At 70.7% G+C, this 12,892-nt stretch carries 11 protein-coding genes; 3 read left to right on the top strand and 8 right to left on the bottom strand.

Annotated elements, in window-relative coordinates; genetic code table 11:
- Positions 1-92 precede the first annotated feature (92 nt).
- Together ACSP97_RS35170 and ACSP97_RS35165 are read right to left on the bottom strand one after the other, a co-directional pair.
- On the bottom strand, positions 93-1,235 hold the full coding sequence (locus tag ACSP97_RS35170; RefSeq protein WP_440558523.1) for an RNA polymerase sigma factor: 1,143 nt from the start codon (positions 1,233-1,235) through the stop codon (positions 93-95).
- 8 nt (positions 1,236-1,243) lie between these two features.
- Complete coding sequence (locus ACSP97_RS35165) at positions 1,244-1,651, bottom strand: YciI family protein (RefSeq protein ID WP_355150930.1); 408 nt, start codon at positions 1,649-1,651, stop codon at positions 1,244-1,246.
- Between the two features lie 268 nt (positions 1,652-1,919).
- Here ACSP97_RS35165 and ACSP97_RS35160 point away from each other — a divergent pair, with 268 nt between their 5' ends.
- On the top strand, positions 1,920-3,200 hold the full coding sequence (locus ACSP97_RS35160) for an MFS transporter (RefSeq protein WP_440558522.1): 1,281 nt from the start codon (positions 1,920-1,922) through the stop codon (positions 3,198-3,200).
- A gap of 195 nt (positions 3,201-3,395) precedes the next feature.
- Here ACSP97_RS35160 and ACSP97_RS35155 read toward each other — a convergent pair whose 3' ends face one another.
- The 6 genes from ACSP97_RS35155 to ACSP97_RS35130 form a co-directional block, all read right to left on the bottom strand.
- The gene (locus ACSP97_RS35155) at positions 3,396-5,573 is read right to left on the bottom strand and encodes a discoidin domain-containing protein (protein ID WP_440555891.1); all 2,178 of its coding nucleotides are present in this window, start codon (positions 5,571-5,573) and stop codon (positions 3,396-3,398) included.
- Between the two features lie 50 nt (positions 5,574-5,623).
- On the bottom strand, positions 5,624-7,231 hold the full coding sequence (locus tag ACSP97_RS35150) for a glycoside hydrolase family 13 protein (RefSeq protein ID WP_440555890.1): 1,608 nt from the start codon (positions 7,229-7,231) through the stop codon (positions 5,624-5,626).
- Positions 7,232-7,264: 33 nt separating this feature from the next.
- Positions 7,265-8,143, bottom strand: a complete 879-nt coding sequence (locus ACSP97_RS35145) for a carbohydrate ABC transporter permease (RefSeq protein ID WP_440555889.1) — start codon at positions 8,141-8,143, stop codon at positions 7,265-7,267.
- Complete coding sequence (locus tag ACSP97_RS35140) at positions 8,140-9,093, bottom strand: carbohydrate ABC transporter permease (protein ID WP_440555888.1); 954 nt, start codon at positions 9,091-9,093, stop codon at positions 8,140-8,142. Before ACSP97_RS35140 ends, ACSP97_RS35145 begins: the two co-directional genes overlap by 4 nt.
- 5 nt (positions 9,094-9,098) lie before the next feature.
- Positions 9,099-10,451 carry an ABC transporter substrate-binding protein gene (locus ACSP97_RS35135; protein ID WP_364724929.1) on the bottom strand — a complete coding sequence of 451 codons (1,353 nt, stop codon included), beginning with the start codon at positions 10,449-10,451 and terminating at the stop codon, positions 9,099-9,101.
- A gap of 131 nt (positions 10,452-10,582) precedes the next feature.
- The gene (locus ACSP97_RS35130) at positions 10,583-11,581 is read right to left on the bottom strand and encodes a LacI family DNA-binding transcriptional regulator (RefSeq protein ID WP_208624937.1); all 999 of its coding nucleotides are present in this window, start codon (positions 11,579-11,581) and stop codon (positions 10,583-10,585) included.
- A 220-nt stretch (positions 11,582-11,801) separates the two neighbouring features.
- Between ACSP97_RS35130 and ACSP97_RS35125 the strand changes: the two genes are divergently transcribed.
- Together ACSP97_RS35125 and ACSP97_RS35120 are read left to right on the top strand one after the other, a co-directional pair.
- Complete coding sequence (locus ACSP97_RS35125) at positions 11,802-12,302, top strand: hypothetical protein (RefSeq protein WP_440555887.1); 501 nt, start codon at positions 11,802-11,804, stop codon at positions 12,300-12,302.
- A 229-nt stretch (positions 12,303-12,531) separates the two neighbouring features.
- Positions 12,532-12,885, top strand: coding sequence for a hypothetical protein (locus ACSP97_RS35120; protein ID WP_364724937.1), 354 nt, complete (start codon positions 12,532-12,534; stop codon positions 12,883-12,885).
- Positions 12,886-12,892 lie beyond the last annotated feature (7 nt).

Here is a 12,892-nt window from a genome sequence, read left to right as displayed (position 1 = left end):
GCCGACCCCCAACTACCGTGCCTCTGTACGGAATTGCACGGCTGAGGGCTCGCGTGGCGAAGACCGGGAGTCCGGATGCCGGGCGCGAGCCGTCAGCCGCGTCGGAGGGTGTTGAGCCGGGCGGCCTGTCGCGTCAGATGGTCGCGCTCGGCCAGGTTCGGCGCCTTGTGGGCCGCCTCCGCGTACAGCCGCGCGGCCGTCGCCAGGTCGCCGTCGCGCTCGTGGAGGTAGGCGGCCACCGCGGCATGGCGGGGCAGTGAGTCGTCCAGCGTCGCGAGCGTCGCCAGCCCCGCGCGCGGTCCGTCGGCCTCGCCGACGGCCACCGCGCGGTTGAGCCGGACGACCGGGTTGTCGGTCAGCCGCACGAGTTCGTCGTACCACTCGACGATCTGCACCCAGTCCGTCTCCTCGGCGGTGGGCGCGTCGGCGTGGAGTGCCGCGATGGCGGCCTGGGCCTGGAACTCGCCCAGCCGGTCGTGGGCGAGGGCCGCCTGGAGGATCCCGACCCCCTCGGCGATCAGCTCGGTGTCCCACCGACCGCGGTCCTGCGCGGCGAGCGGCACCAGAGCGCCGTCGGGCGCGGTCCGGGTGGCGCGCCGGGCGTGGTGGAGCAGCATGAGGGCGAGCAGCCCCGCCACCTCGGGGTGGTCGACTCGGGCCGCGAGCTGCCGGGTGAGCCGGATGGCCTCCGCGGCGAGGTCGACGTCGCCCGAGTAGCCCTCGTTGAAGACCAGGTAGAGGATGCGCAGCACGGTGGCGACGTCGCCGGGCCGGTCGAACCGCACGCCGGAGACGGTGCGCTTGGCGCGGCTGATGCGCTGCGCCATGGTCGCCTCCGGCACCAGGTAGGCCTGCGCGATCTGGCGGGTGGTGAGCCCGCCGACGGCGCGCAGGGTGAGCGCGACCGCGGACGACGGCGTCAACGACGGGTGGGCGCACAGGAAGTAGAGCTGGAGGGTGTCGTCCACGGCGGGCGCGGGCCCGGGCGGCTGGTCGTCGAGACGGTCCTCGCGCCGGCGGCGGGCGGCGTCCGCCCGGGCCTGGTCGAGGAACTTGCGCCAGGCCACGGTGACCAACCAGCCCTTCGCGGACCGCGGCGGGTCGGTCGGCCAGACGCGGAGCGCCTCGACCAGAGCGTCCTGTACGGCGTCCTCGGCCGCCGCGAAGTCGGCTCCGCGGCGGACGAGGACGGCGAGCACGCTCGGTGTGAGGCTGCGGAGCAGGGCCTCGTTCATCCGAGAGGTCACTCCGTGACGGTGGGCGGCGCGGCCAGGAACGGGCGCACTTCGAGCCACTCGTGGATCGGCTTCCCGCCCGCCCCGGGGGCGGCCGACAGCTCCCCGGCCAGCTCGACGGCGCGCTCGTACCCGTCGACGTCGATCACCATCCAGCCGGCGATGAGGTCCTTGGTCTCCGCGAACGGGCCGTCGGTGACCGGCGGCCGCCCCTCGCCGTCGTACCGGACCCACATGCCCTCGGGGGCGAGTGCCTGGCCGTCGACGAACTCGCCGCTCTTCTCGAGCCGGGCCGCGAAATCGTGCATGTACTGCATGTGCGCCGAGATCTCCTGCGGCGTCCACTGGTCCATGGGCACGTCGTTGACCGCTGCCGGAGCGCCGCGGTAGTGCTTGAGCAGCAGGTACTTGGCCATCGTGTCTCTCCTCGGTGCTGGTGCGACCCATTGTGGCCGCCTTCATCCCGAGGACGGAGCCGGGCACGGGTTCTCGACATCACCGGCCGATATTTCTTTCGCGGGTCGAGGAACGGGGGGACCATGGCCGAGCCCGGGCATCATGGTCCGGGCCGGTGCTCGACGGCCGACCGCGCCGGGCGTCGGTCTCCTCACGCGCACCGGCCACGACGCGCCGCAGGGGCCCGGCCGGCGGCCCCACCCCTGCTCGCCCACTCCGGAAGAGATGATGACCAGCGCCCCGACCGCCGACACGACGGCCCTCATATCCGACCCCGCGCAGGCCCAACGCCGCATCCTGCGCGTCCTGTTCGCCTCCCAGGTCCTCAGCGGCGCGGGGCTCGCCGCGGGCGTCACCGTCGGCGCCCTCCTCGCTCAGGACATGCTCGGCACCACCCGTCTCGCCGGGCTCCCCAGCGCCCTGTTCACCACCGGTTCCGCCCTCACCGCCGTCGTCGTCGGCCGCATCTCCCAGGCCCGCGGCCGCCGCCCGGGGCTCGCCGCCGGCTACCTCACCGGTGCCGTCGGCTCCGCCGGTGTCATCGCCGCCGCCGTCCTGGACAACCCGGTCCTGCTGTTCATCGCCCTGTTCGTCTACGGCGCGGGCACCGCCACCAACCTCCAGGCGCGCTACGCCGGAGCGGACCTCGCCGCCCGCGGGCACCGGGCCCGCGCGGTCTCCACCGTCCTCGTCGCCACCACCCTCGGCGGCGTCACCGGGCCCAACCTCGCCGCCCCCGCCGGCACCTTCGCCGAGCGCCTCGGCATTCCGGGCCTCGCCGGGCCCTTCGTCCTCTCCGGCGCCGCCTACGCGCTGGCCGCGTTCGTCCTCGCCGTCTGGCTGCGGCCCGACCCGCTGCTCCTGGCCCGCGCCGTCGCCCGGGCCGAGGAGGCCGACGCCGTGCCCAACGCGGCCGGCGCCGGCGCCGGCGCCGTACATGCCGCCGACCCGGGCGAGGGCCGCGGCGGCGTGGTCCTCGGCGCGCTGGTCATGGTCCTCACCCAGCTCGTCATGGTCTCGATCATGACGATGACGCCGGTCCACATGCACGACCACGGCCATGGCACAGCCGCCTCCGGCCTCGTCATCGCCGTCCACATCGGCGCCATGTACCTGCCCTCCCCGCTGACCGGATGGCTCGTGGACCGCTACGGGCGGACGAAGGTCGCCGCCGCCTCGGGCATCACCCTGCCGGCCGCCGGCGTCCTCGCGGCCACCGCGCCCGTCGGCTCCGTCACACTGCTCGCGCTCGCGCTCGGCCTGCTCGGGCTCGGCTGGAACTTCGGCCTCGTCTGCGGCACCGCGATCATCGCCGACACCGTTCCGCTCGCCACCCGCGCCAGGACCCAGGGCACGGTCGACGTCTCCATCGCCATCGCGGGCGCCACCGGTGGCATGGCCTCCGGGATCATGGTCGCCGCCACCAGCTACCCCGTCCTCGCCCTGACCGGCGCCGCCCTCTCCCTGGCCCTCCTGCCCGCCATCGCCGCCACCGCCTACCGCCGATGAGCCCCGGAAAGGGTTCGTGAAGGCCGAGCGCGAGGGGATAGACGACGCCGACGGCCCGCGCCCCCTCCGGCCGTCGGCGTCACCGCGTTCGCGTCCCGGCCCGCGCGGCCCCGTGACCGGCACGGACGCGAACGGCCGGGTTCCGTGCGGTTCCGGCGCCCGGGCTCCCCGCCCGGACGCCAGAACCTCAGGGCGTCAGGAGGTGAGGTAGGCCTCCACCTCGCTGAACTGCCCGGCCGGCCAGCCCGTGTTGGCGCTGACCGACAGCCGCAGGTACCGCAGGTTCGTGCCGCTCGGCAGGGACACCGTGGCGGTGTTGCCGGTGGCCGGATCGAAACGGTAGCCCTGGGAGCCGACCACGGTGGAGTAGTTCGAACCGTCGGTGCTGCCGAGCACGGTGACGGTCTGGGTGCGGGCACCCCACGCCGAGGACGGCGGCAGCTTCAGCACCAGGCGGCGCACCGCGTACGACGAACCGAGGTCGACCGTCAGGGACTGCGGGAAGGCGTTGTTCGCCGACTCCCAGTACGAGTTGGCGTCACCGTCCACCGCCTTGCCGGGCGTGTAGACGTCCTGGGAGCCGGTCGCCGTCGCCGGACGGCCCTTGGCGAGATTGCGGTTGGGATCGGGCTCGGGATTGCCCTGGCCGGGCTGCGGCCAGGTGGAGCAGTCCGACCAGGTGCTGGACCAGCCGGAGTTGCCGCCGCCGTCGGTGAGGGTGAAGGAACCGGAGTTCGCCGGGTACGGGCAGTTGTACACCCCGGCCGCGCCGACGCCGGTCGCGGTGACGTTCTTGAACGTGGCCGCCCCCTGCGCCTCCCCCTGGACCACGACCGTGCCGGTGTTCCGCACCGTCGCGCCGGTCACGTTGACGTTGCGCACCGGGTAGCCCTGCCCGCCGCCGGAGACGAACTCGAAGGCACTGTACGGGCTGTCGGTGATCGTGGTGTTGGTGATGTTCACGGTGGCGTTGATGGCGCTGTCGTACGAGTCGACGCGCAGCGCGCCCATCGGGTGGCTCCAGTTGGGGTTGAGCGCGCCGGTGCGCACCAGCGTGTTGCCGTCGACCGTGATGGTGCCGGACAGCGGCGAGAACGGGTCCATGAACTTCTGGTTGGAGATGGCGATGCCGCTGCCCAGGGCGTTGGTGTCGGAGACCAGGTTGTTGCGCACCGTGATGTCGGTGCCGCCGTAGATGGCGATGCCGTTGGCGAGGTTGGGCTGGGAGATGGTGTTGTTCTCGAAGCTGGAATTGGTGTCAGGGGCGTACAGCGACCACATGGCGAGGGAGTCGTCGCCCTGGTTGCGCAGGAAGTTGTTGCTGACGCGGACGCCCTTCGCGGTGCCGTTCAGGTTGATGCCGTCGGCGGTGGTGTCGAGGATGCGGTTGTTCTCCACGACCAGGTTGTCATTGGTGCCGGTCAGCCACAGTCCGCACTTGAGGTGCTGGATCCACATGCCGGAGACGGACGAGTTCGGCCCGAGGGAGCCGTTGACGAAGTTGTCCGGGCTGGAGTCGACGCGCTCGGTGACCTCCCCGATCACCGCGAAGTCCTTGATGTGGACGTTCCCGGCGGAGCTGGACTGGTCGATGAACCGGGAGGTGTGCACGACGGAGTACCAGCTGCCCGCCCCTTGCAGGGTGACGTTCTGTACGCCGCCGAGGGAGGAGGTGAGCCGGTAGTCACCCGGTGGGATCCACACCGTCCCGCCCTGCGCGGCGGCGATGGCGTCCCGGAAGGCCTGGGTGGAGTCGCCGTTGCCGCTGGGGTCGGCGCCCTTGGAGACGACGGACACCGAACCGGACGGCTGTGCGCCGGCGGCGGCGACCTGTTCGAAGTCGGCGACGTCGACGGTGACCTGGGTGCTGGTCGCCACGAACGCGACCTTGTCGCCGGCCTGGACGTTCTGCCCCAGCAGCAGGCGTGCGTTGTCGAAGAAGTGGTGCGTCTTGCTACCGGTGATCCAGCCGGTGTCGACGTACGAGTACTTGGACGTCACCGGCAGGGTCTTGGCCAGCTTGGTGCCGTTGACGTACACGTCAAGCGAGCCGGACTGGCCGTCGGGCACGCTGTAGGAGACGTTCACGGCGTTGGCCGCTCGCGGCACGGTGAACTCCACCCGCTGACCCGAGGACAGCCGGACGGCCTGCCGGCCGGACGCCTCCGAGGCCAGGGTGCCCTGGGTGTAGTCCGGGCCGATCTTCGTGCCGGTGGTGGTGGCCGACTCGGCCTCGACCGAGGTGAAGGGCAAGGTGGCGCCCGCGGCCGCGTGCGCGGCGGGGGCCACCGTGACGAGCATGCCCGCGGCGAGGGCGACGACCGCCCCCACGGCTGGCATGCGCCTGACATATCTGGCGGTGCTGCTGTGCATGAGCTGTTCCCTTCGTGGTGGGGGTTCGCGGGACAGCGGTGCGCTGCGGCTCAGGCGTACAGCCAGGCCGCGGTGTCCTGCGGCAGCCGGCCCGTCTCGTCGAGGGGGCCGCTGCTGAGCAGGAGTTCCGAGTGCGCGGGGAGTTCGGCGGGGGTGGCGGAGAAGTTGACCACGCAGATCGCGCCGCCCGCGCGGGAGAACGCGAGGACGTCCTCGGGGGTGGGGAGCCAGGTGAGGGACCCGGTGCCGAAGCGGGGGCGCAGGGCGATGGCCCTGCGGTAGAGGGTGAGCATGGAGTCGGGGTCGCGCTCTTGGCGGTCGACCGCATACGACGGCCAGTCGTCCGGCTGCGGCAGCCACGGTTCGCCCTGTGAGCCGAATCCCGCATACGGCATACCGGCGTCCCACGGCAGCGGCACCCGGCAGCCGTCACGCCCCGGATCGGTGCCGCGCGAGCGGTGGTACATCGGATCCTGTATGCGGTCGACCGGGATCTCCGCCTCCGGGAGCCCCAGTTCCTCCCCCTGGTACACGTACACCGACCCGGGCAGCGCGAGGGACAGCAGGGCGGCCGCCCGTGCCCTGCGGGTGCCGAGCGTCAGATCGGTCGGGGTGCCGAAGGCCTTGGTGGTGAAGTCGAAGGCGGTGTCCTCGCGGCCGTAGCGGGTGACCGTACGGGTGACGTCGTGGTTGCACAGCACCCAGGTGGCGGGGGCGCCGACCGGAGCGTGTTCCGCGAGGGTGGTGTCGATCGAGGCGCGCAGCCGCCCGGGGTGCCACGGGCAGGAGAGGAAGGAGAAGTTGAAGGCGGTGTGGAGTTCGTCGGGGCGCAGATAGCGGGCGAAGCGTTCGGCGTCGGGGAGCCACACCTCCCCGACGAAGACACCGTCGTAGGCGTCGGCGACGGCGCGCCAGGAGCGGTAGATGTCGTGGAGTTCGTCGCGGTCGACGAAGGGGTGCGGCTGTGGCTGCGTGGCCAGGTCCGGGAGGTGCGGGTCCTTGGCGAGCAGGGCCGCGGAGTCGATGCGGACGCCCGCGACACCCCTTTCGAACCAGAAGCGGAGGATGTCCTCGTGTTCCTGGCGGACGGCCGGGTGGGCCCAGTTGAGGTCGGGCTGTTCGGGGGTGAACAGGTGCAGGTACCAGTCGCCGTCCGGCAGCCGGGTCCACACCGGTTCGGTGGTGCCGACGAACTGTGACGGCCAGTCGTTGGGCGGGAGTTCACCGTGGGGGCCGCGGCCGGGCCGGAAGTGGAACAGATCCCGCTCGGGGCTGCCGGGGCCGGCGGCGAGGGCCGCCTGGAACCAGGGGTGCTGGTCGGAGACGTGGTTCGGGACGATGTCGATGATGGTGCGGATGCCCAGTTCGCGGGCCTCCGCGATGAGTTTCTCCGCCTCGGCGAGGGTGCCGAACGCCGGGTCGATGGCGCGGTAGTCGGCGACGTCGTAGCCGCCGTCCTTCATCGGTGACCGGTACCAGGGGTTGAACCACAGCGCGTCCACGCCGAGTTCGGCCAGGTAGGGCAGCCGGGAGCGGACGCCCGAGAGGTCGCCGGTGCCGTCGCCGTCGCCGTCGGCGAAGCTGCGGACGTAGACCTGGTAGATGACGGCGTCGCGCCACCAGTCGTGGCTGCCGGGGGCATGGGTGGGCTGTCCCACTGAGCTTGCCTTTCTGTAGACGTGCGGTCGGCGTCAGCCCTTGGTGCTGCCCGCGCTGATCCCGGCGATGATGTGCCGCTGGAAGACGAGGAACAGCGCCACCATCGGGATGCCGGCGATCACCATCGCGGCGAGGAGCACGGTGAGCTGGATGTTCTGCGACAGTTGGACCAGGGCCACGCTGATCGGCTGTTTGTCGGTGTCGGAGAAGACCATCAGCGGCCACAGGAAGTCCTGCCAGACGGCGACCAGCGCGAAGATGGACACGACGCCGAGGACCGGCCGTGACATGGGCAGGACGACGGACCACAGGGTGCGCAGCTTGCCGGCGCCGTCGATCTCGGCGGCCTCCAGCACATCGCGGGGCAACTGGTCGAAGAACCGCTTGAGCAGGTAGAGGTTGAAGGCGTTGGCGACGGCCGGCAGCCAGATGGCGAGGGGGTCGTTGAGCAGGCTGGTGTGCAGCAGCGGCAGATCGGCGACGGTGAGGTACTTGGGTACGACGAGCGCCTGGGCCGGAACCATCAGGGTGGCGAGGATGCCGCCCAGGATCACCTTGCCGAAGGCGGGCCGCAGCTTGGACAGGGCGTAGGCGGCGGCTGTGCAGAACACCAGTTGGAGGGCCCAGGCGCCGGCCGCCTGGACGACGGTGTTCCACAGGTGCTGCGGGAGCTGCATCAGGTCCCAGGCGTCGGTGTAGGCGCCGGTGTGCCAGTGCTCCGGCAGGAGCGTCGGCGGGGTCCGGGCCACCTCGTCGGGGGACTTCATCGCGCCGGTGACCATCCAGTACACCGGGAAGAGGAAGGCGAGCGCGAAGAGGACGACGACGGCGGTGAACACCGTCCAGTAGATCGCCTTGCCGCCTGGGCGGGCGAGGGTGGCCGGGGAGATCAGGGTGCGGGTGGCGGTCATGCGGTGTCCCCCTCGTTGCGGGTGAGCCGCAGGTAGACGGCGGAGAAGACGCCGAGCAGCAGCAGGAGCATCACGCTGAGGGCGCAGGCGCCGCCGAAGTCGTTGTAGAGGAAGGCGTATTTGTAGATGAGGTAGAGGACGGTGACGGTGGCGCTCTCGGGTCCGCCGCCGGTGATGACGAACGGCTCGGTGAACACCTGCATGGTGGCGATGATCTGAAGGAGCATCAGCATCAGGATCACGAACCGGGTCTGCGGGATCGTGACGTGCCGGATGCGCTGGAGGAGGCCGGCGCCGTCGAGTTCGGCGGCCTCGTACAGCTCGCCGGGGATGGACTGCAGGGCGGCCAGGTAGATGAGGACGGTGCCGCCCATGTTGGCCCAGGTCGCCACGATCACCAGGGAGACGAGCGCGGTGTCGGTGCCGTTGGACCAGTTCGAGGTGGGCAGGTGCGCAAAGCGCAGCGCCTCGTTGGCGAGGCCGGCTCCCGGGTCGTAGAACCACTTCCACAGCAGGGCGCTGACCACCGGCGGGATCATCACCGGCAGGTAGACCACGACCCTGAAGAAGGCCTTGGCGTGCCGGAGTTCGTTGAGGACGAGGGCGAGAAGGAAGGGGACGGCGAAGCCGATGAGCAGGGCGAGCAGGGTGAAGTAGAAGGTGTTGCGCCAGGCGGCGGAGAATTCCGGGTCGTGCAGGACGCGGGTGAAGTTGGCGGTGCCGACCCACTGGGGCGGGGAGCCCGGGGTGTACTTCTGGAAGGCGATCACGACCGCGCGGATCGCCGGGTACCAGGAGAACAGCGCGAAGCAGAGCAGGCCGCCGAGGAGGAAGGCGTAGGCGCGGGCCTGGTCGATCAGGCGGTGCCGTCTCCGGCCCCCTGCCGCGGGCGGCGCCGGGACCGGGGGGACGGCGGCCGCCGTCGGCTGCCGTTCGGCCGTCTTCGTCATGGCGGTCAGCTCCGGGCCAGGATGCTGTCGATCTTGTCGGACGCGTCCTTCAGGAGCTGGTCGATGTCGGCGTCCTTCTTGGTGAGGACGGCGGAGACGGTGCCGTCGAGGACGGAGTAGATCTGCTGCGCGTTCGGCGGCTCGATCTTCATCCGGAGTGCGGTGTTGCCGTCGAGGAAGGGCTGGTAGTTCTTGACCGGGACGTTGGCGTTGGCCTTCTTGACCGCCTGGTCCTTGGCGTCGGCGGCGCCGGTGAACAGGCGCGGCTCGGGCAGGCCGACGGGGGCGTTGTTCTGCTTGGCCCGGGCGTAGTCGCCGAGGAACCCCTTGCCGGGGGTGAGGAACATGTGGTCAAGCCACTTGAGGCCGGCGCGGATCTGGGCGGGCGAGTCGTGCTTGTTGAACATGTAGCCGTCCCCGCCGATCAGGGTGGCCCGGCCGCCGGGCATGGGGCCGATGGCGATGTCGTCGTAACTGGCGCCCTTCTCCTTGACGAGGATCGGGATGTTGTCGGGTGCGGCCAGGTACATGCCGAGCTTGCCGGCGCCCATCATCTGCTGTGCGTCGTTGATGACGAGGAGCTGTTTGCTGCCCATGGAGTTGTCGGTCCACCGCATGTCGTGCAGGTTCTGCAGGACGGCGTGGCCCTCGGGGGTGTCGACGGTCGCCTTCTTGCCGTCGGCGCTGACGACGTCGCCGCCCTGGGAGTACAGCTCGGCGGTGAAGTGCCAGCCGCCCTGGTTCTGGGCGCTGTAGTCGGCGTACCCGACGGTGCCGTTGCCGAGGGCGGCGATCTTCTTGGCGTCGGCGCGGACCTCGTCCCAGGTCGTGGGGGGCTGGTCGGGGTCGAGGCCGGCCCGCTTGAACAGGGCGCGGTTGTAGATCAGCCCCATGCTGTATCCGGTACGCGGTATGCCGTATACCTTCCCGTTCACCGTGTAGATGTCGCGCAACTGCTTCTGGAGCGTGCCGTAGCTCTTCATCTCCTTGAGGTACGGCGTGAGGTCCGCGGCCTGGTTGATGCCCACGACATGCCGGACGTCGGTGAAGTACGTGTAGAAGACGTCCTCCATCTGACCGCCGGCGAGTTTGGCGTCGAACGTCTTGGGGTCCTCGCAGGGGAAGGCGTCGTGGGTGACGACGTCGATGTCCGGGTTCTGCCGCTCGAAGGAGGCGACGTCCGCGTCGAAGAACTTCCGGTCGGTTCTGGCACTCTTCGGTGGCTCGCAGTTGACGGTGATGCGCGTCTTGCCGCTCGCCGACCCGTCGCCGCCCGAACCGCAGGCGGTGGCGGCGAGGGCGAGGGAGGAGCAGACGCCGATCGCGAGGAAAGTGCGGCGGAACCCGGTGCTTGTCATCGATGGACCCCTTGGTGGCACTCATGGCATGGAGCAGTGGGCGCGGCACACTCAAGCACCGCCGACAAGGGTTCGCAAGATGTCGCGCGAGTTCTGTAATTATTTGACAGTGGACCGGATGTACCGGGGTCTCAGTCGCGCGGTGCTTGCCCGGTCGATCCGCGCACCACCAGTTCGGGTTCGAACAGCAGCTCTTCGGCGGGTACGGCGGTGCCGCCGATCTGCGCGTTCAGCAGTTCCACGGCCGCGCGCCCCATGGCCTCGATGGGCTGGCGGACGGTGGTGAGCGGGGGTTCGGTGCAGTTCATGAACGCCGAGTCGTCGTACCCGACGACGGAGATCCGGCCCGGGACGTCGCAGCCCTTGCGCCGGGCGGCCCGGATCGCGCCGAGGGCGAGGGGGTCGCTGGCACAGATGATGCCGGTGACGCCCCGGTCGATCAGCCGGGAGGCGGCGGCGTGCCCGCCTTCGATGGAGAAGATGGCCCGGGCGACGCGCTCTTCCGGCAGACCGCCGGTGAGGTCGTGCGCGGCGGCCAGTTTGCGGGCGGAGGGCATGTGGTCGCCGGGGCCGAGGACCAGTCCGATGCGTTCGTGGCCGAGCGAGGCCAGGTGCCGCCAGGCCTGTTCGACGGCGACCGCGTCGTCACAGGACACGCCCGGGAAGCCGAGGTGTTCTATGGCCGCGTTGACCAGGACGACGGGGATGTTGCGGTCGGCGAGCAGTCGGTAGTGGTCGTGCGGGGCGTCGGCCTGGGCGTAGAGGCCGCCGGCGAAGACGACACCGGACACCTGCTGCTGGAGCAGCAGTTCGACGTAGTCCGCCTCCGAGACGCCGCCCTTGGTCTGGGTGCACAGCACCGGGGTGAGCCCGAGTTGGGCGAGCGCACCACCGATGACCTCGGCGAACGCGGGGAAGATGGGGTTCTGCAACTCCGGCAGGACCAGGCCGACGAGTCGGGCGCGCTCGCCGCGCAGTTGAGTGGGGCGCTCGTAGCCCAGGACGTCGAGGGCCGTCAGCACGGCCTGCCGGGTGGCGTCGGAGACTCCGGGCCTGCCGTTGAGCACCCGGCTGACCGTGGCCTCGCTGACCCCTACCTTCTTCGCCACTTCCGCAAGTCGTCGCGTCATGCGCGCAAGAATAGCGCGGTTTACGTAAGCGGCTTGCGTAAACCGGTACGGAAGAAGGGAGGGGATGGCCGAGCGTCGGTCAGGGGGTCTGGGCCGATCCGAGGGTGCGGTGGAGGACGGACCGTGTCGGGGTCGGCCGCAAGGCACCGTCGGCCCGAGCCGATCTGACCCGGGAAAAGGTCCTGGTGCCACCGGCACGGGTTGGACCAAGCTGGCCCGCATGGACTGGTTGCCACTGCTTTCCACCCTGGCCGGGGCCGCGATCGGCATCGTCGCCACTCTCATCGCCGATCGCAATCGCTGGAAGCACGACGACGTCAAGGAAGCCCTTCGGCTGCGGCTCGACGTCTACACGCAGTACACCACCACCGTGAAGGTCCTCGGCGAGACCCTGCGGGCCCTGGCCGGGCAGGATCACCCGTCCTCCGACGAACGGGCGCTCGCGCTGCGGGGCGCCTTTCGCGAGTCGGGCATAGCCATCGCCTCGGAACGGATGTGGCTCATCGCGCCCCAGCCCGTCGTCAAGGCGTCCAACGACGTGTTCCACTGCCTGCGACGCATCTGCGACGGCTACATCGACGGCACCGCCGTCAGCAGCCCGGAGGATCGCGCCCGCTGGGAGGCGCGCGGCAAGGCAGCCGCCACAATGCGCCAACTCATGCGTGACGACCTCGGCGTGGGCCCGCTCACCGAACGCCACAACCCCCTGCTCGACGACTAGAACGATCCCGCCGCGTAGTGCCGTGCGCGGCGAGACGGTGGCCGCCCCGGCACGCCCCCGCCCTCGCGCCTGGCCCGCGCCGGTCCCGTCGAAACCCGTCGAACAATCCGTCGCCCGGTCTCGTGCGGAACGATTCGGCTTCCCCGTCCGAGGGACAAAGCGTCTACCACGCTGTTTTCCGGGGCATCGCTGGCACTGACCGTAGTTGCACCCGAAGAGAGAGATCCCCGTGTCTGCTCGCTCCCTCAAGGCCACCCTCGGCGCTGCGTGCAGCGCCCTCGTCCTGCTGCTGGCCGCACCTGGTTCGGCCTCGGCGGCGACCGGCCAGTTCCGCTACACCTACACCACCGCGCAGGGATACGAAGCCGTCGGCTTCCTGAACAATCCGGCCGGCGGCGAGTGCATCAACCTGCGTGGGCCGGCCTCCGAGCCGGGTTCGGTGAGCCGGGCGCCCAAGAACCGTACGGACGCCACCGCCACCGTCTTCCTCGACGCCGACTGCGAGGGCGACGTCTACTACACCCTCCCTCCCGGCGCGGGAGCCGGTGACCGCCTCCTGCTGCGCTCCGTCGTCTTCTCCTGACCGTGGT

The sequence above is a fragment of the Streptomyces sp. SCPE 10 genome (assembly GCF_051980735.1).
In the GTDB taxonomy this organism is placed as follows: domain Bacteria; phylum Actinomycetota; class Actinomycetes; order Streptomycetales; family Streptomycetaceae; genus Streptomyces; species Streptomyces misionensis.
This window is presented reverse-complemented; position numbering and strand designations above follow the sequence as displayed.